The 26,139-nt window shown below is 74.7% G+C and carries 23 protein-coding genes; 7 read left to right on the top strand and 16 right to left on the bottom strand.

The window, feature by feature from the left end:
* The first annotated feature begins 42 nt into the window (after nucleotides 1-42).
* Nucleotides 43-456, top strand: coding sequence for a MarR family winged helix-turn-helix transcriptional regulator (locus ACFZBX_RS34120; RefSeq protein WP_391537681.1), 414 nt, complete (start codon nucleotides 43-45; stop codon nucleotides 454-456).
* Nucleotides 457-498: 42 nt separating this feature from the next.
* Here the strand turns inward: ACFZBX_RS34120 and ACFZBX_RS34125 are convergent, their stop codons facing one another.
* The 4 genes from ACFZBX_RS34125 to ACFZBX_RS34140 form a co-directional block, all read right to left on the bottom strand.
* Nucleotides 499-864 carry a peptidase inhibitor family I36 protein gene (locus ACFZBX_RS34125; protein WP_391537682.1) on the bottom strand — a complete coding sequence of 122 codons (366 nt, stop codon included), beginning with the start codon at nucleotides 862-864 and terminating at the stop codon, nucleotides 499-501.
* A 97-nt stretch (nucleotides 865-961) separates the two neighbouring features.
* A complete protein-coding gene (locus tag ACFZBX_RS34130) occupies nucleotides 962-1,402 on the bottom strand; it encodes a VOC family protein (protein ID WP_391537683.1) in 441 nt (146 codons plus the stop codon).
* Nucleotides 1,403-1,583: 181 nt separating this feature from the next.
* A complete protein-coding gene (locus tag ACFZBX_RS34135; RefSeq protein WP_391537684.1) occupies nucleotides 1,584-2,930 on the bottom strand; it encodes a hypothetical protein in 1,347 nt (448 codons plus the stop codon).
* A gap of 123 nt (nucleotides 2,931-3,053) precedes the next feature.
* Nucleotides 3,054-3,677: a hypothetical protein gene (locus ACFZBX_RS34140; RefSeq protein ID WP_391537685.1), complete on the bottom strand. Its 624-nt coding sequence runs from the start codon at nucleotides 3,675-3,677 to the stop codon at nucleotides 3,054-3,056.
* A gap of 182 nt (nucleotides 3,678-3,859) precedes the next feature.
* Between ACFZBX_RS34140 and ACFZBX_RS34145 the strand changes: the two genes are divergently transcribed.
* Entirely contained in the window at nucleotides 3,860-4,660 is an 801-nt protein-coding gene (locus tag ACFZBX_RS34145) for an aminoglycoside adenylyltransferase domain-containing protein (protein WP_391537686.1), read from the top strand.
* Between the two features lie 94 nt (nucleotides 4,661-4,754).
* Here ACFZBX_RS34145 and ACFZBX_RS34150 read toward each other — a convergent pair whose 3' ends face one another.
* Nucleotides 4,755-5,750 carry a polysaccharide deacetylase family protein gene (locus ACFZBX_RS34150; RefSeq protein ID WP_391537687.1) on the bottom strand — a complete coding sequence of 332 codons (996 nt, stop codon included), beginning with the start codon at nucleotides 5,748-5,750 and terminating at the stop codon, nucleotides 4,755-4,757.
* Between the two features lie 262 nt (nucleotides 5,751-6,012).
* On the opposite strand from ACFZBX_RS34150, the gene ACFZBX_RS34155 reads away from it, so the two are divergent.
* Together ACFZBX_RS34155 and ACFZBX_RS34160 are read left to right on the top strand one after the other, a co-directional pair.
* On the top strand, nucleotides 6,013-6,834 hold the full coding sequence (locus ACFZBX_RS34155; RefSeq protein WP_391537688.1) for a methyltransferase domain-containing protein: 822 nt from the start codon (nucleotides 6,013-6,015) through the stop codon (nucleotides 6,832-6,834).
* Nucleotides 6,835-6,984: 150 nt separating this feature from the next.
* Nucleotides 6,985-8,208 carry a benzoate/H(+) symporter BenE family transporter gene (locus ACFZBX_RS34160; RefSeq protein WP_391537689.1) on the top strand — a complete coding sequence of 408 codons (1,224 nt, stop codon included), beginning with the start codon at nucleotides 6,985-6,987 and terminating at the stop codon, nucleotides 8,206-8,208.
* 32 nt (nucleotides 8,209-8,240) lie between these two features.
* Here the strand turns inward: ACFZBX_RS34160 and ACFZBX_RS34165 are convergent, their stop codons facing one another.
* Genes ACFZBX_RS34165 through ACFZBX_RS34175 form a run of 3 tightly spaced genes read right to left on the bottom strand, consistent with a single transcriptional unit; the run spans nucleotide 8,241 to nucleotide 10,701 of the window.
* On the bottom strand, nucleotides 8,241-9,851 hold the full coding sequence (locus ACFZBX_RS34165; protein WP_391537690.1) for an MFS transporter: 1,611 nt from the start codon (nucleotides 9,849-9,851) through the stop codon (nucleotides 8,241-8,243).
* 38 nt (nucleotides 9,852-9,889) lie between these two features.
* Nucleotides 9,890-10,186 (bottom strand): SHOCT domain-containing protein, encoded by a 297-nt coding sequence (locus ACFZBX_RS34170; RefSeq protein ID WP_391537691.1) that lies wholly within the window; start codon nucleotides 10,184-10,186, stop codon nucleotides 9,890-9,892.
* Nucleotides 10,187-10,230: 44 nt separating this feature from the next.
* Nucleotides 10,231-10,701: a DUF1269 domain-containing protein gene (locus ACFZBX_RS34175; protein ID WP_391537692.1), complete on the bottom strand. Its 471-nt coding sequence runs from the start codon at nucleotides 10,699-10,701 to the stop codon at nucleotides 10,231-10,233.
* Between the two features lie 251 nt (nucleotides 10,702-10,952).
* On the opposite strand from ACFZBX_RS34175, the gene ACFZBX_RS34180 reads away from it, so the two are divergent.
* Nucleotides 10,953-12,326, top strand: coding sequence for a hypothetical protein (locus ACFZBX_RS34180; protein ID WP_391537693.1), 1,374 nt, complete (start codon nucleotides 10,953-10,955; stop codon nucleotides 12,324-12,326).
* Nucleotides 12,327-12,338: 12 nt separating this feature from the next.
* On the opposite strand, the gene ACFZBX_RS34185 is transcribed toward ACFZBX_RS34180, so the two are convergent.
* Nucleotides 12,339-12,737, bottom strand: a complete 399-nt coding sequence (locus ACFZBX_RS34185) for a PLDc N-terminal domain-containing protein (RefSeq protein ID WP_391537694.1) — start codon at nucleotides 12,735-12,737, stop codon at nucleotides 12,339-12,341.
* 157 nt (nucleotides 12,738-12,894) lie between these two features.
* Here ACFZBX_RS34185 and ACFZBX_RS34190 point away from each other — a divergent pair, with 157 nt between their 5' ends.
* Complete coding sequence (locus ACFZBX_RS34190) at nucleotides 12,895-13,806, top strand: SGNH/GDSL hydrolase family protein (RefSeq protein ID WP_391537695.1); 912 nt, start codon at nucleotides 12,895-12,897, stop codon at nucleotides 13,804-13,806.
* Between the two features lie 6 nt (nucleotides 13,807-13,812).
* On the opposite strand, the gene ACFZBX_RS34195 is transcribed toward ACFZBX_RS34190, so the two are convergent.
* From ACFZBX_RS34195 to ACFZBX_RS34225, 7 genes are all read right to left on the bottom strand, one after another.
* Nucleotides 13,813-15,219, bottom strand: a complete 1,407-nt coding sequence (locus tag ACFZBX_RS34195; RefSeq protein ID WP_391537696.1) for a pyridoxal phosphate-dependent decarboxylase family protein — start codon at nucleotides 15,217-15,219, stop codon at nucleotides 13,813-13,815.
* Nucleotides 15,220-15,317: 98 nt separating this feature from the next.
* Nucleotides 15,318-15,863, bottom strand: coding sequence for a suppressor of fused domain protein (locus ACFZBX_RS34200; RefSeq protein WP_391537697.1), 546 nt, complete (start codon nucleotides 15,861-15,863; stop codon nucleotides 15,318-15,320).
* A gap of 56 nt (nucleotides 15,864-15,919) precedes the next feature.
* A complete protein-coding gene (locus ACFZBX_RS34205; RefSeq protein ID WP_391537698.1) occupies nucleotides 15,920-17,743 on the bottom strand; it encodes an ABC transporter ATP-binding protein in 1,824 nt (607 codons plus the stop codon).
* Nucleotides 17,744-17,898: 155 nt separating this feature from the next.
* Nucleotides 17,899-18,036 carry a SapB/AmfS family lanthipeptide gene (locus tag ACFZBX_RS34210; RefSeq protein ID WP_391537699.1) on the bottom strand — a complete coding sequence of 46 codons (138 nt, stop codon included), beginning with the start codon at nucleotides 18,034-18,036 and terminating at the stop codon, nucleotides 17,899-17,901.
* 72 nt (nucleotides 18,037-18,108) lie between these two features.
* On the bottom strand, nucleotides 18,109-20,664 hold the full coding sequence (gene lanKC, locus ACFZBX_RS34215; RefSeq protein WP_391537700.1) for a class III lanthionine synthetase LanKC: 2,556 nt from the start codon (nucleotides 20,662-20,664) through the stop codon (nucleotides 18,109-18,111).
* A gap of 615 nt (nucleotides 20,665-21,279) precedes the next feature.
* The gene (locus tag ACFZBX_RS34220; protein WP_391537701.1) at nucleotides 21,280-21,759 is read right to left on the bottom strand and encodes a hypothetical protein; all 480 of its coding nucleotides are present in this window, start codon (nucleotides 21,757-21,759) and stop codon (nucleotides 21,280-21,282) included.
* An 81-nt stretch (nucleotides 21,760-21,840) separates the two neighbouring features.
* Nucleotides 21,841-22,326 (bottom strand): FBP domain-containing protein, encoded by a 486-nt coding sequence (locus tag ACFZBX_RS34225; RefSeq protein ID WP_391537702.1) that lies wholly within the window; start codon nucleotides 22,324-22,326, stop codon nucleotides 21,841-21,843.
* Nucleotides 22,327-22,554: 228 nt separating this feature from the next.
* Here ACFZBX_RS34225 and ACFZBX_RS34230 point away from each other — a divergent pair, with 228 nt between their 5' ends.
* Nucleotides 22,555-26,007 carry a LamG-like jellyroll fold domain-containing protein gene (locus tag ACFZBX_RS34230; RefSeq protein WP_391537703.1) on the top strand — a complete coding sequence of 1,151 codons (3,453 nt, stop codon included), beginning with the start codon at nucleotides 22,555-22,557 and terminating at the stop codon, nucleotides 26,005-26,007.
* The last annotated feature ends 132 nt before the right edge of the window (nucleotides 26,008-26,139 follow it).

The following is a 26,139-nucleotide window of genomic DNA, read 5'->3' on the forward strand; positions in this document are numbered from 1 at the left end:
TATATCGCTGCAGATGCATCTGTGAAGATGTAGTCTGCCGGCATGGACGGCGTGCAACTCCTCAGACTGGGCAAGCGGTTGACCGACCTCGGCCGCGAGATGATCATCGATCCGGCGTCCGAGCACCTCACCCCCGGCGAGATCGCCGTGGTCGCCGACGTGTACCGCCACCCCGCGACCTCGGTCCGGGACATCCAGGCCCGGACCGGCTTCGCGCAGAGCCATGTCTCGGTCTCCGTCGCCCGGCTGCGCGAGCGCGGTCTGCTGGAGGCCGCCGCCGATCCGCTGGACGGGCGACGCACCCTGCTGACGGTCTCCGAGTGGGCCCGGCGCACCATCCGCGAGCACGTCGCCCGGCCCGCGGAGCCGGTCATCGCGAAGGCCGTCCCGGAGCCGGAGCGGGCCCGGCGCGTCGCCGAACTGCTCGACGAACTCGCCGGCCTGCTGCTGCCCTGACGCCCCGCGGCGTGCGCGGGGCGCCGGGCCGGGCGGCCGGTGTCAGCAGGCCTTCCAGGAGGAGATCCGGTCGTTGAAGCCGCTCACTCCGAGGTCGGCGAACTGCTGCCCGGCGTCCAGCCGGATGTACTGGCCCTGGAAGCCGTTGTGCTCCCAGAAGCACAGCCGCGAGCCGCTCGCGTTGATGATGGAGGAGATGGAGTCCTGGAAGCGCCCGCCGTCGTGGATGTTGCGGACCGGGTCGGTGACCCAGGCACCGCCGACAGTGCAGTCGTTGAAGTGGGCGTTGCGGCAGACGATGACCGAGTTGTCGTCGGCGGCCGCGGTCCCGGCCGAGGCCACGGATATCGTCAGCGCCGCGGCGGTGGTGGCGAACACGGCCAGGATCCTGGTGAAACGGGCGCGCATGGGTCCTCCTGCGGTCAACGGGCCGGGGCGGTCCGCTCCGGCTTGTCACCCCGATTGACCGGACAGCGCCCCCGGGTGTGACACCCCGTCGGCCGGGTCAGCCGAGTTCCTCGGCCAACCCGACGATGATGCCCTCGGGGCCGCGGACGTAGCAGAGCCGGTAGAGGTTCTCGAACCGGACCACCTCGCCGACCAGTTCGGCGCCGTGGGCGAGCAGGCGGACCACCGTGTCGTCGATGTCGTCCACGGCGAACATGACCCGGCGGATGCCCAGGGTGTTCGGCGGTGCCTGCCGGGGCTCGGGCCTGACCGGCTCCGGCGAGTGGAACACCGCCAGCTCGATCCGGCCGTGGCCGTCCGGGGTGCGCAGCATGGCGACCTCCTGCCGGACGTCCTCCAGTCCGATGATCTGCTCCACCCAGCGTCCTTCGACCGGGGAGCGGCCCTCCAGTTCGAGGCCGAGTTCGGTGAAGAACGCGACGACGGCGTCCAGGTCCTCGACCACGATGAGCACGTTGTCCATCCGGCGGATCGTCATGGCGGGTCTCTCCTCGGTGTCGTCGGCCGGGGTGGTCGCGGCCCTCGCCATCCTCCGCCGTTTCGTCCGGGAGCGCCGCCGTACGAGCTCCTGCGCGCACACGCGTCACCCGGCCGCCGGAGGTGGCGGCCGGGTGACGGGTGTGCGTGGAGGAGCGGGTGTGTGTGGAGGAGCGGGTGTGTCAGTCCTCGGTGGAGCGACGGCGGCGGGAGACCGCCACGAGCGCCGCACCGGCGGCAACGGCCGCGGCGGCGGCGCCGGCCTCCCAGCCCAGGCCCTCGGCGCCGGTGGCGGCGAGCTGGCCGGAGCGCGGGGCGGCGTCGGCGGTGCCGTTGGTCCCGCCGGTCCCGTTGGTGGTGGTGCGGGCCACGGCCTGGACGGCCTGAGGCGTCGCGGTGGCCTGCGGCGCCGGGGTGGTCCGCGGCTGCTCGGTCGGCCGGTCGGTCGGCTGCGCGCTCGGCTGCGTGGTGGACTGGGACGGCTGGGGGGCGGGCTGCGTGGTGGGCTTCGCGGCGTCGGCCTCGTCCTCGGCGCGGGCCGCGGCCCAGCCGTGCTCCAGGAACGCCAGGACGGCCTGGTCGTTGCCCTCCAGGGCGGCGAGCGCGGCCTTCCTGACGGCCGGTCCGCCGCTCTCGGCGATCTGCGACACCTTCACCCGGTTGTCGCTCATCCGCACCGCCGCCAGCTCGGTCTCCAGGAAGCGGCGCAGTCCGGCGGCGTCACCGGCGAGCGCCTTGCGGGCGGCCTCGCGGGTGTGCCGGCCGGTCTGCGGGTCAGCGGCGATCGCCTCGATCTCGGCGCGGTCGTCCTCGGCGCGGGCCGCGTACTGGCCCTCCTTGAGGAACTTCACGACATCCGCGTAGGTGCCCGAGAGCGCGGCGGACGCGGCCTCCTTCACGGCCGGACCGCCCTTGAAGAGGATCCGGGCGACCTCGACGCGGTCGTCGTCGGCCTGCTGCTTGGGGAGCTCGACCTCCAGGAAGTGCCGCAGCGCGGCGGGAGTGCCGACGGCCAGGGCCGCCTGCCCGGTCTCCCGCACGCCCCGGCCGGTCTCCGGGTCCGCGAGGATCCGCTCGATCTCGGCGCGGTCGTCCTGGGCGCGGGCGGTGTACTGACCCTCCTTGAGGAAGGCGACCAGGTCCGCGTAGGTGCCGCGCAGCGCGGCCTCGGCGGCCTTCTTCACCGCCGGACCGCCGACGGCGAGGATCTGGAAGCCCTTGACGCGGTCGTCGGTCACCCGGGCGTCGTGGAGGCCGACCTCCAGGAAGCGCCGCAGGTCGGCGGCCGTTCCGGCGAGGGCCCTCTCGGCGGCCTCCCGCACGGACACGCCGCTCTCCTTGTCGGCGAGGATCTTCTGGATCTCGGCCCGGTCGAGGTCTTCCTGGGTCGTGCCGCCCTCGGAGCCGGTGTCCGGCCCGGAGACACCGGTGGGCTGGGGAGCATCGGCGGCCAGGGCCGACGACGGGAAGAGAACGGCGGGGGTGAGGACCGCGGCCGCGACGACGGCGGACACCCGGGGCAGCTTCATCCAGCAGAACCTGTCTCTGTGCGTAGAGTCTGTGAACGCACGAAGCATAGATCCTTTTCACCTACCGGCACACCACCATATTTTCACCGGCCCGGGGCCCGCCGCGGAACACCTGTCTCCGGGTCAGGCCGCCTTGAGGCGGTACATGGTGGCCGTGTCGCTCGGCCTGCTGCCGAAGCTGCAGTTGTGGCTCAGGGTGGTGGCGTAGCTGCTCCAGCCCCTGGGCACCGAACACGCCCACAGGCCGTCGACCGGGGTGCGCAGCCGGTAGGCGGGGTTGGTCGTGCCAGGGGCGAGGCTGCACTGGGAGACGTTGGTCACCAGGTCGTGGACGAAGCCGCTCGCCGTGACGCAGGAGGTGACCAGGTCCCCCGGCACCCGCAGCCGGTAGGAGGCCGACGAACTTCCCGGCGCCATGCTGCAGTTGCCGCTCATCGTGGTGGTGTCGTAGACGAAGCCGCTCGCCCGGACGCAGGACACCAGCCCGTCGACCGGGGTGCGCAGGTGGTAGCGGGGCGTGGTGCCGCACGACGAGGAGGCGACGATCTGGTCGTAGACGTAGCCGGCCGGCACGGAACAGGACCAGGTGTTGTCCAGGCCAGTGACGGCGGCGGTGGCGGCGGAGGCCTGCGGGGTGCCGGCGAGCACCGGCAGCAGGGCGGCGGCCGCCGCCAGGACGGCGCCGGCGGTGGCACGGGCGGCGGTGCGGGCACCACGGGCACGGTCGGTGAAGCGGGAAGCGGTCATCGCGTATCTCCTCCGGGTTCGGCGGCGCGCAACGGCGCCCGGTCGTTCTTCTACCAGCCGCTCGGCGGGCCCCGGGGGCCGCTCCGGGTCGACCGGTCCGCCCCGTCCACCACCCGTCCAGTCGGCCCCTACGCCGGGCCCGCCGCCGTCCGATCGCCCGCTCCGGCGGGCAGACTGGACCCGTGAGCCACGGTGACGAGGAGGGGCGGCCGGTGCCCGCCGAGCTGCGCGGGTACCTGGAGGAGGTCGTCCGCCGGGTGCGGGCGGTGTGCGGAGCGCGGGCGGTGAGCGTGCTGGCGGTCGGCTCGGTGGCGCTCGGGGACTACCGGCACGGGCGCAGCGACGTGGACGTGGTGGTCGTCGTCGAACCCGGTCCGCCGGAGGCGGCCCTGCGGGAGCTGGCCGCCGCGCTCGACCACCGGCGACTGCCCTGCCCGGCGGCCGGACTGGAACTGGTGCTGTACGACGCGGACTTCGCCGGGCGGCCCTCGGGCGGCGCCGGGTACCTGCTGAACCTCAACACCGGCGCGCTGCTGACGGAGCGGGCCGACCGGGACCCCGCCGGGGCCGAGGCGTTCTGGTTCGTAGTCGACCGCTCGATCGCGCACCGGGCCGGGATCACCCTGTGGGGCGCGCCGGCCCGGCGGTCGATCGCGGAGCCCGCGCCCGCCGAGCTGTTCGCCGCGCTGCGCGCCGGTGTGCGCGAGCACGCCGAGGGGGCGGGCCACCTGGCGGACAACCGGGTGCTCAACGGCTGCCGCGCGGTGGTGTTCTGCCGCACGGGCCGGTGGGTGGCCAAGCGGGCGGCGGCTCGCGAGACCGCCGCCGCCGAGCCCGGGTTCCGGCCGCTGCTGGAGGCCGCGCTGCGCAGTTTCGAGCGGCCGCGGGCGGAGGCGGCCGCACTGCCCCCGGCCGAGGTGGCGGAGTTCCTGGCGTGGGCGGGCGAGCGGGTCGAGGAGACGGCCTCGGCGGCCGGCGCGTGACGGCGGGGGTCAGGCCAGGAGGGGGGCCGGGTCAGGAGGGGGCCGGGCGCACCGGGGCGGTAGGCCGCCGGCGGCCCCTCGGACCTGCGGGGCGCTACGCGGCCGGCGCGGCGGCGAGCGCCTCGTCCAGGCCCACCAGGCGGTAGCCGCGTTCGCGCAGGCCCGTGATGACGGCGGGGAGGGCGGCGACGGTCTGGGAGCGGTCGCCGCCGCCGTCGTGCATGAGGATCACCGAGCCGGGGCGGACCTGGTCGAGGACACGCTCGGCGATGGTGGCGGGGCCGGGCCGCGACCAGTCCTTGGCGTCGACGTCCCAGAGCACCGTGGTCAGCCCCAACGCGTCGACCGCGCGCAGGAGTTCCGGGCTGCGTCCGCCGTACGGGGGGCGCAGCCAGCGGGTCGGGCGGTCGTCGCCGCAGGCCTCGGCGAGCACCTCGCCGGTGTGGCCGAGCTGGCGGGCGAGTCCGGCCGGCCCCAGGTCGGGCAGGTAGGCGTGGGACCAGGTGTGGCTGCCGAGGGTCTGGCCGGCGTCGGCGGTCCGGCGCACGACGTCGGGGTGGGCCAGGGCCTGCAGTCCGATGCAGAAGAACGCCGCCGGGGCGTCGTGGCGGCGCAGCACGTCCAGCACCTGCGGGGTGAACTCCGGGTGCGGGCCGTCGTCGAAGGTCAGCGTCACCAGCGGCTCGGTGCTGAAGCCGCCGGTCACCAGACGCCCGCAGCGGGCGAGTTGACGCTCCACCGTCTCGCTGGCCAGGTCCGCCGCCGCGATCTCCTCCTCGCGGCCGCTCATCGTCCACCCCGCCGACGGCAGGGCGGTCAGGGTGGCGGCGCGGGTGCGGCCCAGCTCGGCGAGCACCTCCGCGGTGGCGCCGCCGTCCGCCGGGACCGGCGGGTCGGCGCGCAGCACCGGTATCCCGGCGGCGCCGAGGGGCCCGTCCAGGAGGCCGTTGGCGCTGTCGATGACCACGGTGAGGCCGCCGGGGGTGCGGGCCGCCAGTTCGGTCAGCCGTGCCACCGGCCCTTCCACGCCGCAGCGTTCGAGCACCTCGACCGCGCCCGGCGCGGCGATCCGGTAGCCCTCACGTGTCACGCCCACACCCGCGAACCGCACCGTGCCGCCCTCCCTTGGAACGTTCGAGGCCGACGGGACGGCTCCGGGCACCACACGGTCCCGCTCCCCCACGGCGTCCCAACGGCAGGCAGCCCGATCATACGGACGCCCGGCCCCCAGGACGATAGGAAGGAATGGAATGACCTGGATGACAAGATCGTTACCGAGGGCGGGGATTGACCCGGCGACAGCTCGTGGCGCGCGCCGGGCGGCGCCGCGGGCCGTCCCTATAGTGGGCGCCATGACCGAACCGCCGCGTCCGACCTCGGCCTTCCACGCCGGTAACGCCGATCCCTCGATCACCGGCCGGCTGGTCGCCGCACTGGACATGCAGGCCGAGCACACCGGGGTTCGGAGGCTGCGCGCGTGGGCGCACCAGCGGCTGGCGGTGGCCCCGGGCGAGCGGGCGCTGGACATCGGTTCCGGCACCGGTTCGGAGACGCTGGTGCTCGCGGCGGCGGCCGGGCCGGGCGGCACCGCGACCGGTCTCGAACCCCACCCCGGCCTGCGGGCCCTCGCCGAACGGCGCGCCGCCGAGGCCGGCAGCCCGGCCCGGTTCCTGGACGGCGACGCGCTCGCGCTGCCACTGCCGGACGCGGACCTGGACGCCGTGCGGTGCGAGCGCGTCCTGCAGCACCTGACGGAGCCCGCGCGGGCCGTCGCCGAAATCGCCCGGGTGCTGCGGCCGGGCGGCCGGGTCACGCTGCTGGACACCGACTGGGCCACCTTCGTCCTCCACCCGGCCTCCCCCGCGGTCGGGACCGCGCTGGGCACGGTCGCGCGGGAGGCCGCTGCCACCCCGGACGCCGGGCGCCGCCTCGCCGGCTGGCTCGCCGATGCCGGTCTGACCGTCGACGGGACCGGCGCGGACGTCCTGCTGCACGACCCGCGGTCCGTCACCTGGCCGCTGGTGCACCTGCTCGGCGCGGGGGCCGTCGAGCGGGGCCTGATCACCGAGGCGCAGCGCGACGGGCTCCACGACGACCTGGCGGCCGCCGCCGAGCGGGGCGCCTTCCACCTGTCGGTGACGATGTTCGCCGTCCTCGCCCACCGGCCGCGCTGACGGCGGGACGGACGGCGCGGACGGCGGGACGGGCAGGGCGGACAGCGGGACGGGCAGGGCGGACGGCGGGACGGGCAGGGCGGACAGCGGGACGGGCAGGGCGGACGGCGGGGCGCGCCGGGGGCGTGCGGGCTTCGGGATACTTCCCGGATGACAGATGAACTGACGGTCCGACCGGAGACGGGTCCGGTCGGGGGCGGGGAGCGCCGGACGCTGCGGCGTGATGTGTCGGCGCCGGCGCTGCTGGCGGGGCTGGTGTGCGTCGCGGTGTCGTTCTCCGGGCCGCTGGTGGTGGTGCTCACGGCGGCGGCCGCGGGGCGGTTGGACCCGGCGCACACGGCGTCCTGGATCTGGGCGGTGGCGATCGGCAGCGGGGTCAGCGGCTTCGCGCTGAGCTGGTGGACGCGCACCCCGGTGGTCACCGCCTGGTCGACGCCGGGGGCCGCGCTGCTGGTGGCCGGCCTCGGCGACCACCCCTACCGGGAGGCGGTCGGGGCGTTCCTGGTGAGCGCGGCGGCGGTGACCCTGTTCGGAGTGACCGGCTGGTTCGGCCGGCTGATCGCCGCCGTGCCGGAGGGCATCGTGAACGCGATGCTGGCGGGCATCCTGTTCTCCTTCGGCGCCGGGATCTTCGGCGCCGTGCACAGCGCGCCGCTGCTGGTGGTCGGCGGCTTCGCGGCCTTCCTCCTCGCCAAGCGCTTCGCGCCCCGGTACGCCGTCCTGGTGGCACTGTCGGCCGGCGGCGTGCTGGCCGCGCTCTCCGTCGGGCTGCCACTGCACCTCGGCACGGGCGGGCCGACGGTGCCCGTGCCGACGGCGCCGGCGTTCTCCTGGTCGGCGCTGGTGGGGCTGGCGCTGCCGCTCGCGATCGTCACCCTGGCCTCGCAGAACGCGCCGGGCCTCGGGGTGCTGCGGGCCTTCGGCTATCCGGCGGACGACCGGCTGCTGATCGGGACCACCGGGGCGGTGTCGGTGCTGATGGCGCCGTTCGGCTCGCCCGGGGTGAACCTGGCGGCGATCACGGCGGCGATCTGCTCGGGCCCGGAGGCCCACCCGGACCCGCGCCGCCGCTATGTGGCGGGGATGTCCTCGGGCCTGCTGTACGTGGTGGTGGGCAGTTTCGGCGGGGTTCTGGTGAGCCTGTTCACCGGGTTGCCGAAGGAACTCGTCGCGCTGATCGCCGGGGTGGCGCTGCTGGCCTCGCTCCAGGGCAGCCTGGCAGCGGCGGTCACGGCGGAGCGCGGGCGGGACGCCGCGGTGGTGACCTTCCTGGCGACCGCGTCCGGGATGAGCCTGTTCGGCATCGGCTCGGCGTTCTGGGGCCTGCTGTTCGGGCTGGGCACCCATCTGGTGCTGGACGCGCGCCGCCGCTGAGCCGGAGCGGAGCGGCACGGCCGGACGTCCGGCTACTCCTCCTCCCCGGATCCGCCGTCCCGCTCGGCGGCCGGGTGCCCGGTGGGGAGCCTGCGGGTGAACAGGAGGGCGCCGGCCGTGATGCCCGTGCACGCGAGGACGGCGGCCTTGAGACCGTCGATCTGCGCGTCCTGGTAGTCCTCGACGACGGCCGCCGCCTCCTCCGGCGGCAGCCCGGGCTGCGCCGCCAGCGCGGTGGCCACCTCGTCGGCGGGCACGAAGGACAGGCCCGCCTCCACATGGACGCCGGCCTGCTCGGCGACGGCCGCGGAGACCCGCGGATCGCTCTCGATCTGGCTGGTGACGGATGTCGCGAGGGCCCCGATGAGGATCGCGCCGATCAGCGCCGTTCCGAGGGAGGAGCCGAGGTTCTGCGCCGTGTACTGCAGTCCGCCGGCCTCGCTGCGCTCCTCCTGCCGCACGCTGGACTGCACGGTGTTGCCCAGTTGGGAGGCGAGCGCCCCCATGCCGATGCCGAGCAGGGCCATCGCCCCGGCGAACGACGCGCCGTGCAGTTCCGGCCCGATGGCGGCGATCAGCCACAGGGTCGCGGCGACCAGGATCAGCAGCCCGGCCCGGGCGATGGTGCGGGGCGAGGCGAACCGGAGCAGCAGCGAGCCCGACATCGACGCGGCGAGCATCGTGACGGACACCGGCAGCAGCCGCAGGCCCGTCTCGAAGGCGTCCAGGCCCTGGACGACCTGCAGATAGAGCGGGATGACGAAGAACAGGCCCAGCAGGACGGTGTTCTGGTTGAACAGGGTCATCAGCCCCGCGCGCAGCGTCCGGTTGTCGAACAGGTCGAGCGAGAAGAGGGGGTCCAGTCCCCTCCGCTCCCGCCGGCGTTCGTGGACGCAGAACAGGTAGGTCAGCGCGCCGCCGAGGGCGACGGCGAACAGCGTGGGGGCGAAGCCGAGGACGGTGAACGGCGGGTTGCGCGGCTTGACCCAGCCCCACGTCCCGCTCTGCAGGACGGCCAGGACCATCAGGGCGAGGCCCGCGGCGGAGAGCACGACGCCCGCCACATCGAGCCGGGGCCGCCGGGCCGGCGCCGGCTGCTGCGGCACCCACCGCATCAGGAGCAGGATCAGGACGACCAGGACCACCTCGCCGGCGAACACCAGCCGCCAGGTCAGGTAGGTGGTGACCCAGCCTCCGAGCAGCGGCCCCACCGCGATGCCCGCACCCGCGAGGCCGCCGATCACGCCGTAGGCCACGGCCCGGTCGCGCCCGCGGTAGGAGCCCGCCACCAGTGCGGCCAGCGCGGGCAGCACCAGGGCCGCGCCCAGGCCCTCGATGACCGACCAGCCCAGCGCCAGCACACCCACCGTGGGCGCCACCGCGGTCAGCCCCGATCCGACCGCGTAGACGACCAGGCCGATCACGAAGACCCGGCGCCGCCCGAACATGTCGCCGATCTTGCCGCCGGTCAGCATGAACGCGGCCATCACCAGGGTGTACAGGGTGATGACGGCCTGGATGGCGGTGACCTCGGTGTCGAAGTCCTCGACCAGTTGGCTGATCGACACGTTCATCACCGAGGCGTCGAGCACCATGAGGAACTGTGCCGTGCCGAGCACGACCAGCGTCTTCCAGCGGTTCACCGTGCCTCCCGCCCGTGCGCCGCGTCACCGGACCCCGGTCAGCTGCCGAGGATCCGCGCCTTCTGGGCGGCGAACTCCTCCTCGGTGAGGACGCCCTGGTCCTTGAGCGTCGCCAGGTCCTTGAGCTGGTCGAGCTTCTCCTCCATGGTCGTGGCGGCGGCGGGTGCCGGCGCGGGCGGGGGCGCGGACGCGGCGGGCTCGGCGTAGTAGCCGGCCTGCTGGGCGTCCTGCTGGGCCCAGCGGCCGGCCTGGCGCCGGGAGACGCGGTTGGAGACGGCGGTGGCCGTTCCGGCGACCACCGCGGTGCGGGCGACTCCGCGGAGCAGTCCGGGCATGGCTTCCTCCTGAGGGGGTGACGGAAGGGGTGGGGGGACGTGGGTCAGCTCGCGGAATCGGGTCCTTCGAGCGATTCCAGGACCTCCAGGAGGTCCTGGAGCGGGACGCGCCCGCCGGCGACCATCCGGGCGTCCTCCCGGCGCAGGGCACTGGCCAGCGGCGCGGCCCAGCGGTTCTCGTAGAGGAGGACGGCGGCGGAGTCCCCCGGCTCCAGGAGCGTGCCGGCCTCGGCGAGGTCGGCGGCGCTGAAGAGTCCCGAGGAGGCGCCCTCGAAGACGGTCAGGTCGAGGCGGCCGTCGCCGGTCACATCGGCCAGTTCGAGGCCCGCCACCGTACCGTCCGCGTCCTTGCGGACGAAGGTCAGGTCGAGCACCCGGATGATGTCGCGCTCGACCAGGTCGACGAGCAGGGGCAGCCCCTCGCCGGTGAGGTGGCTTCCGGGGAAGGCGATGACCAGGTAGTCGATGGGGCCCGGTTCGTCGAGTTCGCCGGTCGTGTCGGGTTCGCTGCTCACGTCGGCTCCCGTTCCCTTCGGAGGAGGGCCGGCCGACGGCGTCGGCCGGGGGTCGGCCCCGGACACTGTCGCTTGTCGCTGTCGCTCCCGTGCAAGCCGACCCTCGGCGACGCTAACCCGCAGCCCCCGCCCTCCGGCTCACCTGTTCGGGGTGATCCGGCTCGCCGTCCGCCCGGCCTGGCCCTTGGCTGGTGTCTACGGTGCCGGTCGTCCCGGCGCCGTCGTTCCACCCAGAGCGAGGAGCTGCCCGTATGCCCCCGGCCGAGTCCAGCACGCCGCAGCCCGACCGTCCGCGGCCCGACCGTTCGAAGGCCGATGAGCTGGACGCGCTCCACCACCGGGTCGCGCAGTTGGAGGCCGAGGCCCGACGGCGGCCGCAGCACCACCGGCTGCGCACCACCGGAGCGACCGTGCTGGTGATCGCGGCCTCCCTGCTGTCGCTGCTCGCGGTCATCGCCGTCTGGGCCCACGACGAGATCACCGACACCGACCGCTTCGTCGCCACCATGGCGCCGCTCGCCCACGACCCGGCCGTGCAGGACGCCCTCGCCAACCGCATCACCGATGCCGCGACGGAGCAGATCGACGTCAAGGCCTTCGTCGACGACCTCTCCCAGGCCGCCGCCGAACAGGGCGTGCCGCCCCGGCTCGCCCAGCTCCTGGGCGGGCTGACCGGTCCGCTGGAGGGGGCGCTGACCAACCTCGTGCACGGCGCCGCCGAGCGGGTGGTCACCAGCGACGCCTTCGCCACCGTGTGGGAGGAGGCCGTGCGGGCCGGGCACGCCACCATGGTCAAGGCCCTCACCGGCCAGGGCGGCGGCGCGGTGGAGCTGAAGAACGACGAGGTCGTGATCGACATCGGGCCGATGGTGGAACGGGTGAAGACCCAACTGGTCAACGCCGGCTTCACACCCGCCGCGAAGATCCCGGAGGTGCACACCTCGTTCGTGGTGTTCTCCTCCCCCGACCTGGCCAAGATCAAGGGCTGGTTCCGGCTGCTGCAGATCCTCGGCTGGTGGCTGCCGGTCATCACCGTCCTGATCGCCGCGGCCGGTGTGCTGACCGCCTTCAACCGCCGCCGCGCGCTGGTCGGCGCCGCCCTCGGCATCGGGGCGGCGATGCTGTTTCTCGGCATCGCGCTGGCCGTCTTCCGCTCCTACTTCCTCGACCACCTGCCCGCCGACGCCTCGCCGGCCGCCGCCGGAGCCGTCTACGACGCCATCACCGACTACCTGCGCAGCGCCGTACGGATGGTCGGCTTCCTGGCCGTGGTCGTCGCGCTCGGGGCGTTCTTCATCGGCCCCTCGCGCGCCGCCGTGACCGTCCGCTCGGTGAGCGGGCACGGGGTCGCGGCGCTGCGCTCCTCCGCCGACTCGGCGGGCTTCCGGGCCGGTCCGGTGGAGCGGTTCGTACGCCGCTGGAAGCGGTGGCTGGGGGTGGCGATCCTGGTCGTCGCCGCCGTGGTGTTCACCCTCTGGGACCACCCGACGGGCATGGTGGTGTTCTGGTTCGCCGTGGTGGTGCTGGCGGCCTTCGCCGTGCGCGAGTTCCTCGCGCCCGCCCACCCCGTCACGCGCGAGCCCGCGTCCCCCGCACCGGCGGGCGCGGGGGACACGGAGCGCTGAACGCCCGAGGACTCACTCCAGCACGATCGCCTTGGCGCGCTGGAACTCCTCCTCCGTGATCGAGCCGTCCCGCTTCAACTCCGCGAGCCGGGCCAGTTCCGCGGCGGCGCCGGCCGGCTTCGCCTCCGCCCCGGCGGCGTCCCGCACGTAGGTGCGGAACTCGGCCTCCGCCTCCTTCGCGCGGGTCGTCTCGCGCATCCCCATGCCCTTGCCGCGGGCGATCAGGTAGACGAACACCCCGATGAACGGCAGGAGGATCAGGAACACGCACCACCCCGCCTTGCCCCAGCCGTTCACGGTGTCGTCCCGGAACAGATCGCCGAAGACCCGGAACAGGAGCATGAACCAGAGGATCCAGAGGAAGATCCACATGGTCGTGAGGAAGATGTTCAACAGTGGATAGTCGTCCATCGCCCGCCTCCGGAGGAGAAGCCGAACCCCCTCACGGTCCACGGTGGCACGCCCCGCCCGGCCGCACACCACCCGGGACGGGTGAGCCCCGGCGGCACCCGGCGCATATGCTTCGCACACAATGCGACTGGTGACCATCCGACCACGAGGAGTGCTGATGCGGGATCACGCGACCACCGCGACGGGCGGCGTTCCACGGACCACCCGCCGGCTGCTGTCCGTGCTGACCTCGGCGGTCGTCGCAGCGGGCGGGCTCGCGGCCGGTTCCCCGGCCGGAGCGGCCACGGACCGCTTCGAGCGCTACGTCGCGCTGGGCGACTCCTACGCGGCCTACGGAAGCGTCTCCAAGAACTACGGCACGCCCGCCGGCTGCACCCGCGCGAGGGACAACTATCCGAATCAGCTCGCCGCGTCCCTGGGCCTGGCCGCGAGCTTCGTCGACGTCACCTGCGGCGACGCGAGGACCATCAGCATGACCGTCCCCGAGGCGCTGCCGGGCGGCGCGGTGAACCCGCCCCAGTTCGACGCCCTGAAGCCCGGCACCGATCTGGTCACGGTCACCATCGGCGCGAAGGACGCCCTCAGCGACATCCTGGTGAACTGCGCCGTCATCGCCGGCACCGACCCACAGGGCAACCCGTGCGAGCGGACCTACACCGCGAGCGGGACCGACCCGGCGGCCGCGGCGATCGACGCGGTGCGCCCCGGGATCGAGGGCGTCCTCGACGGCATCCGCGAGCGTTCCCCGCACGCGACCGTGGTCCTCGTCGGCTACCTGTCCGGCCTGCCGCCCACGACCGGCTGCTGGCCGGACGTGCCGATCGCCCGGGGTGACGTCCCGTACGCCTACGGCCTCCAGAAGCGGATGAACGCGGTACTGGGCGCCGCCGCCGCAAGCCGCGGGGCGATCTTCAGCAACCCTGGCGACGTCCTCGGACACGACGCCTGCCAACCGCCGGGAGTCCGCTGGGTCGAGCCCCTCGACCCGGCCCCGGACACCAACGCGACGCACCCCAACGCCGCCGGGCAGGCCTACGTCGCCGCGCTCACCAGGTCGCTGCTGCGCTGACGGGGATCACGGCCCCGGCGGCGTGTCGCTCCCGAGCGCCTGCACCGCCCGGGCCAGGGCCGCCGCGGTGCGCCGGACGTCCGCCTCGGTGGTGCGCCAGTTGCTGAACGCCGCGCGCAGGGCGGGGACGCCGGCGTAGCGGGTGGGGGTCAGGAAGGCCTCGTCGGCGACGGCCGCCGTCAGCGCGGCGAGGCGTTCGGGGGTGGGGTCCTCGGTGAGCGTGAAGCAGACGACGTTCAGCCGGACCGGGGCCAGCAGGCGCAGTCCCGGCGTGTCCGTCACGGCCCCGCCCAGCGCCCGGGCGCCGGCCACGCAGCGTTCGACGATCTCGCGGTGGCCGGAGCGGCCGTAGGCGCGCAGGGTGAACCAGGCGGCAAGGGCCCGCAGCCGGTGGGAGTTCTCGGGTGTGAGGTGCACCAGGTCGGGATTCTCGCCGAGCGGGCCGAGGTAGGCGGCGGCGTTGCGGAAGACCTCGGCCTGGAGGTCGGGGCGGCGGGTGAACTGCACGGCGCTGTCGTAGGGCACGTTGAGCCACTTGTGCAGATCGACGCAGACCGAGTCGGCCCGGTCCAGGCCTTCCACCAGGCCGGCGTGTTCGGGGACCAGGGCGGCGAAGGCGCCGAACGCCGCGTCCACGTGCAGCCAGCAGCCGTAGCGGTCGCGCAGGTCGGCCAGTGCCCCCAGGTCGTCGAAGTCCACCGTGTTGACGGTGCCGGCGTTGGCCACCAGCACGCACGGCCCGTCGGCCTCGGCCAGCACCCGCTCCAGCGCGGCCACGTCCACCGCCTCGCGCCCGGGCAGCGCGGGCACCTGCACCAGCGCGGAGCGGCCCAGGCCCAGGACCGACAGGGCCTTGGCGACGCTGGAGTGGGCGCTGCCCGACAGCACCCGGACCCGGCCGAGCGCGCCGGCGCCCTCCTCGGCGACGTCCACGCCGAGGCGTTCGCCGAGCCACTGGCGGGCGATCGCCAGACCGACGGTGTTGGACATGGTCGCGCCGCTGACGAAGGTGCCGCTGTGCGCGGCGGAGAGCCCGAACAGCTCGCGCAGCCAGCCGACCGTCTCGTGCTCCAGCCACTGGCCGGCGCCGTCCAGCGAGGAGTTGGAGTTCTGGTCGGCGGTGGCGGTCAGCCAGTCGCCGGCCAGCGCCGCCGGGGTGACGCCGCCAGTGACGAACCCGAAGTAGCGCGGCCCCGCGCCGGCGGAGAGCCGCGGTTCCCAGCGCTCGCCGAACTCGGCCAGCGCCTCCCGCAGCCCGCCGCCCCCCTCACCCAGCGGCACCGGCGCGGGCGGGGCGGCGTCGGGGACCGCCGGCCGCTCGTCGAGGGAGGCCAGGAAGGCGGCCGCCACCTGGCGGGTCTCCTCCAGCAGCGCGGGCAGCCGGGACAGGTCGGCGGCGAGTTCGGGGTGCATGGCGTGCTTCTCCGGTCGATCGGGTGTTTCGTCGACGGTAACCGCAGGGGCCGTGCGATGTCCCGGTCCAATCCGCACCCGGTGGCCTGGTCGGGTCGTCAGACCACCGATGCCCGGAAGGGGTCGGTGGGGACGATGGCGGCCTCGTCGAAGAGACGTTCCAGCGCGTCGTGGCCGTGCCGCCGCCGGTACCCGATCTCCGCCGCCGTCACCGGCAGGGCCCACAGGAGGCGGGCGTGCCCCTCGGGCAGGGGGCAGTGTTCGAGTCCGGGACCGTACAGGTAGGGCAGGCTGATCAGCAGGTGGTCGCAGGCCGAACCCGGCACCCACGGCTCGCCGAGCGGCAGGCTGTGCTCCGGGCCGAGCCGGTGCCCGCCCCGGTGGTGGCGGGCGATCACGGCCAGGAGTTCGACGAACCGCCGGTCGCGGACGTGGGCGGTGATCACGAACTCCACGTCCTGGCCCTGCCCGGCCGTCGCGGACCGGCAACCCGTCGTCACGTACGTCCAGCCGCCTCCGCGCGGGCCGGGGCCCACGACGAGGACGCGCGGGTCGTGTTCGACGGCCTCCACGGGGTGCCCCTCGAAGAAGGCCCGGACGTGTGACTCGACCGCCGCCACGGCGGCCGTCCTCGCGGCGCTCATCACGTGATCATGACAGAGGGCGGGGACGGGAAGCCGTGTGCCAGGGCGTGCCGGTATCAGCGGAGGGGACCGGTCTGGCTGGTCACCAGGTCGCGGTAGGGGGCGCAGCGGGCGAGGAGGGTGGGGTGGTCGGCGGCGTCGAGGACGGTGCCGTGGTCCATCATGATGACGTGGTCGGCGTGCTGGACCGTGGTGAGGCGGTGGGCGACGACCACGACGGCGCTGCGGCGGGCGAGCCGGTCGACGATCTCGCGGAAGCGCAGTTCGTTGAGGCCGTCGAGTTGGCTGGTGGGTTCGTCCAGCAGGACGATGTCCGCGTCGGCGAGCAGGGCGCGGGCCAGGGCCATTCGCTGGCGCTGGCCGCCGGACAGGTCGAACTCGCGTCCCAGGACGGTGTCCAGGCCGTGCGGGAGGCGTTGGACGTCCTCGGCGAGGCCGACGGCGGCCAGGGCCACGGCGAGTTCCCGGTCGTCGGCGGCGCCGGCCCGGCCGAGTCGGAGGTTGTCGCGGGCGCTGGCCTCCAGGAGGGTGAACTCCTGGTCCACGTAGGCCATGCGGGCGCGCAGCGCGCCGAGCGGCCAGGCTTGGAGGTCGTGGCCGAGCACACTGACCGAGCCGGTGCCGGGGCGCACGAAGCGGCCGACGACGGCGAGGGCGGTGCTCTTGCCGGCGCCCGAGGGGCCGACGACGGCGGTCAGGCCGGTGCGCGGGATGCTGAAGGAGGCGGCGTTCAGGGCGGCCCGCCGGGTTCCGGTGTGGGTGTAGGTGACGGTGCGGAAGACCACCGCCGGGGCGTCGGGCGCGGGGGTGGGCGCGGTGCGGTCGGCGTCGTCCGGGTCGGCCTCGGGGGGCAGGATGAGCAGTTCGTTGCAGCGGTCGCGGGCGGCCAAGCCCGCCTGGAGGCGTCCGAACCCGGTGGCGAGGGTGTTGACGGAGGGGACGGTCTGGAGCAGGTAGAGCAGGAACGCGGCGAAGGCGGCCACCTTCAGCTCCCCCGCCGCCAGCCGGGCGCCGCCGGTGAGGATGACCGCGATCATCGCGAACTGGTTGCCGAGGGTGAGCACGGCCGGGACGAGGGCGCCGAGGCGGGCGCCGGTCAGCGAGACGGCGTGCAGGTGTTCGGCGTCCTCGGCCAGGACGCGGTCGGCGAGCGGTTCGGCCCGGTAGGCCTTGATGGTGGTGAGGGCCTCCAGGTCCGCGGTGAAGCGCTGGGCGATCCGGCCCACCGCGTCCTGCTGTCCGGTGACGTTGGCCCGCATCCGGCGGGTGATCACCAGGACCAGGCCGGTCAGCAGGGCGAGCGCGGCCACGGTGACGGCGGTGAGCACCCAGTCGATCCAGAGCATGACCGCGAGGGTGGCCAGCACGCTGAGCGCGGCGAGCGGCAGCTGCATCGCCACTTCCACCACCTGGCCCAGCAGTTGGGCGTCGGAGGTGACACGGGCGGCGAGTTCGCCGGTGCCCCGGGCCCGGACGACGGGCAGCGGCAGCCGGAGCGCGTGGGACATCAGGGCGGTCCGCAGCCGGTAGGTCATTCCCTCGCCGACCCGGGCCAGTTGGAAGCCGGAGAGGGCCTGGGCCGCGGCGCCGGTGAGGGCGGCCGCGGCCATCATCAGCAGTCCGGGGGCGAGCGAGCGGTGCTCGGAGAAGTCGCCGACGATCCGGCGGACCAGCAGCGGGAGGGCGAGGGCGGCGGCAGTGGCCAGCACGGCGAAGCTCAGGGCGGCGGCGAGGCGGACCGGCTGGGCGGCGAGTTCGCGGCGCAGCCGGACCGGCGGCGGTGCGGGCGCGGGCGTGGACGTGGACGTGGACGCGGGCGCGGGCGCGGCTTCGGCGGGAGGTGCGGGCGCGGTGGTGGCGGGCGCGGGCCGGTCGGCCACGGGACACCTCTCTTCTGGGCGGGACGGCGCCGGGACGAGGGAACGGGCCGCGGCGGCGTTGGCCGCGGCGGCCCGGAGAGCCGGCCGGGGTGGTCCCGGGGACCACACCGGCCGGCTCGACCGTTACGGACCGCCCGGGCGGGCGGCCGGTCGGGTCAGAGGCAGAGCAGCGTGCTGACGGTGCTGGTGCCGCAGTTGAGGACGCTCAGCGAGCTGGTGCTGGCGAGCATGTCGTCGATCGGGGCCGCCTCGGTCTCGGGCAGCTCCAGGGTCTGGAGGTCGAGGATCGCCATGACGTTCTCCTTCGGTGCGGTGGATCACCCGGCCGGGCGGCCGGGAGTCTGTGGGGTGCGGCCCGCGGGGGCCTACAGGAAGGGAAGGAACGGGGTGCCGGCCAGGGCGGTGCCCAGGGCCAGCAGGATTCCGGCCGAGCCGGTCGCCAGGTCCGTCGACAGCCGCAGCAACTGGTCGCCGGGGAAGGCGAGGTGGCCGTGGAAGGGGACCTGGTGGAGTGCCAGCAGGGCGCGGTGCCGGGTGAGCAGGGGTTCCGTCGTCGCCGGGTCGCCGGTCAGGGCGAGGTGGGCGAGGAGTCCGGCCCGCCCGTTGAACAGGCCTGGCTGGATCACGAACTCCGGTTCGGCCGCCTTGCGGATCATCGCCTGCCGTCCGGCCGACGGGCTGTCGGGCCGGTGGGCGAGCAGCGCGGCGAGGACGAGGCCGATCCCCGTGCTGCCGGTCTCGATGTAGGGCAGCACCCGGCGCCGGTCGACCACCTGGAGGGTGCCGTCCGCGACCTGGACGCAGCGTTCGAGGTCGAGTTCCAGGAGGCTCTCGGCCTGGTCCAGCAGAGCGTGGTCCCCGGTGTGCTCGTGGAGGCGGACCAGGGCGAGCGCGGCGCCCGACGCGCCGGCCAGCAGGCCGGCCCGCCGTCGGGCGTCCTCGCGGCCGGTCTTCTCCCAGGTCGTCGCGGCGCTCCTGGCGGCGGCCAGGGCCTCCTCCAGCAGCCGCTCGTCCCCGGTGGCGCGTGCGAAGTGGAGGAGGGTGAGGGCGATGCCCGGGCCGCCGGAGGCGAGCGTGGGGGCCGGAGGCGTCGCGTCCTCGGCGGCCTCGGCCGCGCGGAGGCGGTGCAGGAGTTCGGACGCCCGCTCGTGCTCGCCCAGCAGGTCGAGGACGTAGGCGATGCCGTGGCCGCCGTGGTAGAGCCCGGGGACGAGGCGGCGTTCGCGGGCGGCTTCGGCGAGCCACCGCACGTGTGCGGCGTCGACGGCGGCGCCGGTCGTGTGCAGGGCGTAGAGCACGCCGGCCGCGCCGTGGGCCAGGCCGAGCCCGCCGTGGGTGAACTGGGCGACGTCGCCCGGGAAGAGCCGGTCGGCGCGCTCGGGGGTGGCCGCCGCGGCGATGCCGGCGGCCAGCGAGTCCCTGATCGCGGGCCAGTCGGCGACCGGGGCCTCCAGCAGCGCGCGGGTCCCGGCACGGCCGGCGTCGAGTTCGGGGCGGGGGGTGCGGCCGTCGCCCGGCGAGCGGGCGAGGTGGCGGCGGATGTCGTCGGTGTAGCCGGGCGGGACCGGGAAGCGCCGCTCGATCGCGTCGGCGAGCTGGTCGGCCTTGGCCGGGTCCAGCGCGGTGAGCTGGACCACCGGGTAGAAGAGCCACAGACGCAGCGCCGCCAGCGCGTACCGGTCGATGTCCGTCCCGGTGCGGCCGAGCGGGGCGGTGAAGCCGGCGGCGCCCAGTGCGGGGCGCAGGAAGTCCTCGACGGTGCTGGCGAGTTCGAAGTCGATGTAGCACGGCTCGCCGTCCGGCCTGATGATCAGGTTCCGGGGGTGGAGGTCGCCGAAGACGACGCCGCGGGCGTGGATCCGCTCCAGCGCCCGTTCCACCTGGCCGACGACGGCCAGGGCGTCCCGGGTGTACACGGCGACGGCGTCCTCGTCGGCGTCGGGGTGGATCAGCGGGTAGCGGGCGGTCAGCCACTCGCTGAGCGGCTGGCCGGCCACGTACTCCTGGACGAGGAACTCGTGCTCCCAGGCCGTCAGCAGTCCGTGCTGGGCAGGGATCCCCGGGACCCCGGCCAGCCGGGCCAGGACGGCGTGCTCGTTGTGCAGCCGGGTCACCGCGTCCACGCCCCGCTGGTCCAGCCCCGCGTACGGGCGGGCCTCCTTGAGCACCACCGGTGGACCGTCCCGCCCGTCGCGGGCCAGGTAGACGCCGCCGGCGTTGGAGAAGTGCAGCACCCGCTCCACGGTGTACGGCAGTCCGGTGTCGCGCTGGACCGCGCGCTCGGCGACCGCCCGGGCGATGCACTCCGGCACCGGCGCCCAGGAGGGGACGGCGAAGGCGGCGCCGCGCACGTCCGGGACGAGCCGTCCGTCGGGCGTGGCCAGGGCCAGTACCCGCTCGCCCGACTCGTCGCGGCAGTAGCGCTCGGCGAAGCCGCCGTACCGCAGGTAGAGCGGGCCGTCCTGCCAGCGCAGGTCGCTGAGGATGTAGGGGCCCTTCCGGCCGGCGAGCAGCGCGCCGAGGCCGTCGAGGCAGCGCGCCAGTTCGGCGTCGTCCACCGGGTAGAGCGTGCAGAACTTCCCGCTGGAGCCGCGTGGCGCGTACTTGGAGTTCTGCACCTGGAGGATGGGCAGGCCGCGCAGGAACTTGAAGGTGATCCGTTCGCGCAGGCAGTAGGCGTGGACGGCCTCCAGCACCTCCTCCGCGGTCGCGGTGCACGAGGAGACGTGGATCTTCCACCCCTGGTCCGGGATCCGTACGCCGACGGGGCGCGCCACCGCCCACATCTCCAGGTCACCGCGCTCCCAGCCTTCGGGCAGCGGGCGGGTGACGGCGGCGAACTCCTCGTGGGCTCCCCAGCGGCGGGGCGAGTCGTAGAAGAGCGGGTCGGCGTAGGCGTAGGCCTCGTACCGGTTGTCCAACGGAACCCTCCTCGTGGCAGGGGTCGGCGCGGCGGGACGGCGTGGGGCGGAGCGGGAAGCACGGAGCAACACGGGACGGCACGGGACAGCACGGTGCGGCGCGACATGGAGCGGTACGGCGCCGGGCGCGGCGGGGCGGGGCGGGGGTGTACGGCGGGAGACGCGATCCCGGAGCGGAATTCCGGTATGGCGATCAGGCCATCCGAATAATGAGTTCCGCCTCGACGCCTCCGCAACGGCGCGTATTCCACGGCTTCGGCCGGGATCGCGCACCCCGGCCGCCCATGGCGCCGCTGCGCGAGCGGGCGCGGGGGCGTGCGCCACCTCGCGGCCCGTGAGCGGCCTGAGCGGCCATCGACACAGGCCAGGGGCGGCGCACGACCGGCGCGCCGTCGGCCCGGCCGGCGAGGGGATGCCGTCACCCTCGGCCTACAACCCGAACAAATGCCCGTTGTTTGATATTGCCGTTCTATTTCCGGAGTATTTCAAGCGGCCGGGAAATTTGTTTTCCCTTGACCGTCCTGGGGCCTCATCGGAATGATTCGTTCGCACGAGTCCGACCCCGGACGCCACTTGCGCCCCATCAGGACCGGGGACCGGGTGACCGGCGCCCGGTCACCGGGGACCGAGTCGCGCGTAGCCGGCCGTGCCGTGCAGCACGGCGCCGGCGGTGCGGGCCTCCTCCAGACTCCGGCCGAGCACCTCCGCGCCCTGTTCCGGGGCGAGCTCCATGAGGTCCGGCGGCCACGTCCCCGGCGGTACGACGAGTACGACCACCAGGCCCCGGTCCTCGGCGGCCGCCACCCAACCGGGCGAGGCGCGGACCTCGGAAGCCGGCTCCCAGAGCTGCCGGCCGCCCACCAGGACGAGCCGGCTCAGCACATTGCCGTGCAGCCCGACCACGGCGGTGGTGGCGGGCGGCTCCCCCGCCGCCAGCACGAAGCCGCTGTCCACCGCGCTCTCGACGAACTCCTCGTACAGCCGCGGCCCGATCTCCACGATCAGTTCCGCGAACGGCGGCCCGGCCGCCGTCGCACGCACCGCCAGCGCCCAGACCATCGGCGCCGTTCCACCGTCACCCGCTTCGTCCGCCATACCCCTTCAACGAGCCGGCCGCCCGATCGGAGCGGGCCGGCCCCGTCGGCCGCGGCGGGGCCGACGCCCTCCTCCGGTCCGCTACTCCAGGACCTTGGCGAGGAAGGCGGTGAGGTTGCCCGTCATGCGGTCGATCTTCTCCTCCAGGGTGAGCGACTCGCGGAACCGCGTACCGGGGTCCTTCAGGCCGCGCATGTAGAGCGAGCAGGCCAGGTCGGCGCACATGTAGGCACCGACGGAGTGGCCCTGCTTGCCGGCCTTCCCGGCCCTCGGCGCCACCAGCAGGGAGACCCCGTCGGCGTGCGGGGTGCGGCACAGCGAACAGAGGCTGCCCCGGGCCTGCCAGGCCGTCGCCCCGGAGGCGCGCAGCACGATGGCCACCAGGCGGCCGTCCAGCTCGATCACCAGATAGCCGCGGTCGGGGGCCTGCGGGTCGCGCCAGCCGAGGAAGTCGAGGTCGTCCCAGGAGCGTTCGGCCAGGTCCCGAGGCACGTTCAGCCGGGCGGCCTCGCCCTTGCTGCAGTTCACGAACGCGGCGCGGATCTCGGATTCGGTCAACGGCTTCATGCGGGCCAACGTAAATTACCCGGTAATCCTGGGCAAATGGATTAACCGCCCAGGTGAGCGATCGGACGGGCATGACACGCGCCTCGGCATCGGCCGCCACGCCATCACATGCTCCCCCCGGGCGGGGTGACGAGCCGTCAGCCGGGCGGTCGGCGGGGCGGTGCGGGCCACGTGGTGCGCACGCGACGGACATCCTCCGTACACACGACCGGCCTACAGTCCGCCGTCATGAATCGATCATGTTCACGCGGAGAGGGACACGGGCCCGGGCTCCGGTCCCGCGCTCTCCGGATCCTCCGGTCGGCCTGGACGGCGGCGCTCTGCACGGCCGTCCTGCTCACCCTGGCCGGCCCGCCCGCCGGGCAGGCCGTCGCGAGCGGGGTCAGCGGCACCGGCGACCAGGTGCTCTTCGCGGGCGGCACCGGCGGCTACGGGTGCTACCGCATCCCGGCCCTGGTCCGCTCCGCGGCGGGCACCCTGCTCGCCTTCGCCGAGGCCCGCAAGTCCCCGACCTGCGCCGACCGCCAGGACATCGACCTCGTGGTGCGCCGCTCCACCAATGACGGACGCAGCTGGGGCCCGGTCGAGCTGGTGCTCTCCGGCAGCCCCGACAACGCCGACCAGCCCTACACCCGCGGCAACGCGGCGCCCGTGGTGGACGCCACCACCGGCCGGATCCTCCTGCTCTCCACCTCCAACCCCGCGACGCCGACCGGCAAGCGGCTGCCCTGGATCCAGCACAGCGACGACGACGGCCGCACCTGGTCCGCCGCCGAGCAGCTGACCTCGACCTTCTCCGGAAACACCAACGGCTGGTTCGCCACCGGCCCCGGCCACGGCGTCCAGCTCACCCAGGGCGCGCACGCCGGCCGCCTGGTCGTCGGGGCGCACCAGGTCCCGTCGGCCGGCACGGACTACGCGGGCGTGCTGTACAGCGACGACCACGGCGCCACCTGGCAGGCGAGCGCGACCCCCAACTCCTACGTGGCGGACCCGGCCAACCCCGGCCAGGCGCTGGTCAACCCCGGCGAGGTGTCCGTCACCGAGCTGCGCGGCGGCAGCGTCTACGCCATGGCGCGCAACCAGATCGGCGGCAACGCCAACCACCGCACCCGCGCGACCAGCACCGACGGCGGGACCAGCGTGCCCGCCGCCACCGTGATCCCCTCACTGGTCACCCCGGACGTCCAGGGCTCCGTGCTGGCCCTGCGGCAGACCTGGCAGAACGCGTCGGGCGACACCCTGCTGTTCTCCGGCCCGGCCGATCCGACCAGCCGCAAGAACATGACCGTGCGGTACTCCACCGACAACGGCATCACCTGGAAGACCCCCGCCAACGGCCTGATCACCGGCAACGCGTCGGGCTACTCCGACCTGGTGGAGACCGTCGGCGGCGAGGTCGGGCTGCTCTACGAGACCGGCACCACCTTCTCCGCGGACCGGATCCACTACCGCACCCTCACCCCGGCCTCGCTCGGGGTGCCCGGCGGCTTCCACGGCGACGGCTCCGACCAGCAGCAGGTCGCCGCGGCCGTCACCACGCCCGACGCGAGCTCCCAGCACGGCGACGCCTACCCGCGCGGCGGCGCCGCGCTCGGCGCCGGCCGCTTCTACCAGGGCCTGGTGCTGGACAACACCGGGACCGCCGCCCAGTACGCGGACCTCCCGTGGTCGCGCCCGACCGACCCCGGCGCGGGCGACTTCACCTACGCCCTCTGGTTCAAGTACCAGGCGACCGCCGCCACCGCCCAGCAGGTCCTCTTCTGGGGCTACGGCGTCGGCGCCTCCGCCCCGCAGGTGTGGCTGCGCGCCCAGCCCGGCCAGGACCGGCTCCACGGCTGGGTGCAGGGCACCGACGCCGGAACCCCCGTCAGCCTGCCCGACCCGTCCGCGGCGACCGCCTTCGGTGACGGCGCCTGGCACCTGGTGACCCTGTCGCGCACCGGCGCCACCGTCAGCCTGGCGGTCGACGGCGGCACCCCGGCCACCGCCACCGGCGTCACCGGCGCCGTCACCCCGGGCCCGGCCGACCGGTCCACCGGGCTGCGCATCGGCGCCAAGGCCAACACCGCCGCCGACGACCGCTTCACCGGTTCGCTGGACGAGTTCCGGCTGTACCGCACCGCGCTGACGCCCGCCGAGACCACCGCGCTGCGCGACGCCAACGCGGCCGCGCTCTCGCCCGCCGCCGACGCGGCGCTCGGCGTGCGGCTGCCCTTCCAGGTGCTGGACGGCGCGGTGGTGCCCACCCGCTCCACGATCGCGATCGAGGAGGACGTCTCCGGGCACTGCGCCGACGGCACCCTGCTGGGCAGCGGCAAGCCCTCGCTGGTGACCGGCCGGGTCGGCGCGACCGGCCTCGCGGTCGGCGGCACCCACCCCGGCGTCGAGGTCCCCTACACGCCGGCCCTGGACGTCGGCGCGGGCGACTTCACCTACACCGTCTGGTTCAAGTACCAGGCCGGCACCGGCGACCAGGCCCTGCTCTGGGCCTACGGCTCCACCTCCGGCCGGCGCTCGCTGTGGGTGCGGGCGCAGCCCTCCCAGGACCGGCTCAACGCCTGGGTGCAGACCACCACCGACACCGTCTCGGTGGCGCTGCCGGACACCTCCCCGGCCACCGCCTTCGGCAACGACGCCTGGCACCTGATGGCCCTCACCCGCAGCGGCGGCACGGTGCGGCTGAGCGTGGACGGCGGCGCGGGCGTGGCCGTCGACGACCTCACCGGGTCGCTGACGGCCGGCCCCGAGCAGGGCATCGAGGGCCTGCGGGTGGGCGCCAAGCCCACCGGCACCGATGTGCTGACCGGCTCGCTGGACGACGTCCGGCTCTACCACCGGGCGCTGAGCGCCGCCGAACTGGCGGCGGTGGCCGGCTCCCCGGCCGGCAGCAGCGGCTACTACCCGGCCGACCTGCCCGCGCTCTGGTGGAGCTTCGAGAGCCAGTGGACCCAGCAGCACGACGTGGTGCGCCTGGACGACGGGCCGTCCACCCCGGACGGCTCCGTCCACTGCGTCAACGCCCGGGTGGACGGCGGGGCCGGCCTCACGCCGTCCGGCGCGTTCGGCGCGGCGCTCGTCCTGGACGGCACCGACGACGCCGTGCGGCTGCCCTACCGGTCGGCGGTGGCGCTGGGCGCCGGTGACTTCACCATCAGCACCGAGGTCCGCTTCCAGGCCGGGCCGGCCGACCCGGAGCAGGTGCTGGTCTGGGCGTACGGGGCGGGCTCCGCCGAGCGGCAGATCTGGCTGCGGGTCCAGCCCGCGCAGGACCGGCTCTACGCGGCCTTCGAGACGGACACCGCGACCACCACGGTGACGGCGGTGGACGCCTCGGCGGCCACGGCGTTCGGCGACGGGCTCTGGCACCAGGTGGCGCTGCGCCGCTCCGGCGGCACGCTCCAGCTGCTGGTGGACGGCGCGGTGGTGGGCTCGGCGCCCGTCCCGGCGGGCTCGGTGACGGTCACCGACGCCTTCGCCGTCAACGGCTTCGAGCTCGGGGCCAAGCCCGACGGCACCAACCGGTTCACCGGCGCGCTCGACGAGTTCCGGATCCACCGCCGGGCGCTCACCGACCAGGAGCTGGTGTCGGTGCACGGCACCAACGCCGACCTGGGCCCGGTCACCGCCGTCCGGCTCGGCTTCGACTCGCTCAGCCCGACCGGCTTCGCCAAGGGGTGAGCCCCCGGCGCGGGGGGGCCCCCCCCCCCCCCCCCGCCCGGGGCCCCCCCCCCCCGGCCCCCCCCCGGGCCCCCCCGGCGGGGCCCCCCCCCCCCGGGGGCCAGGCGGTTTGCCGGGGTGCCCCGGGGGCCC

Source organism: Kitasatospora sp. NPDC008115 (genome assembly GCF_042957205.1).
Classification (GTDB): Bacteria; Actinomycetota; Actinomycetes; order Streptomycetales; family Streptomycetaceae; genus Kitasatospora.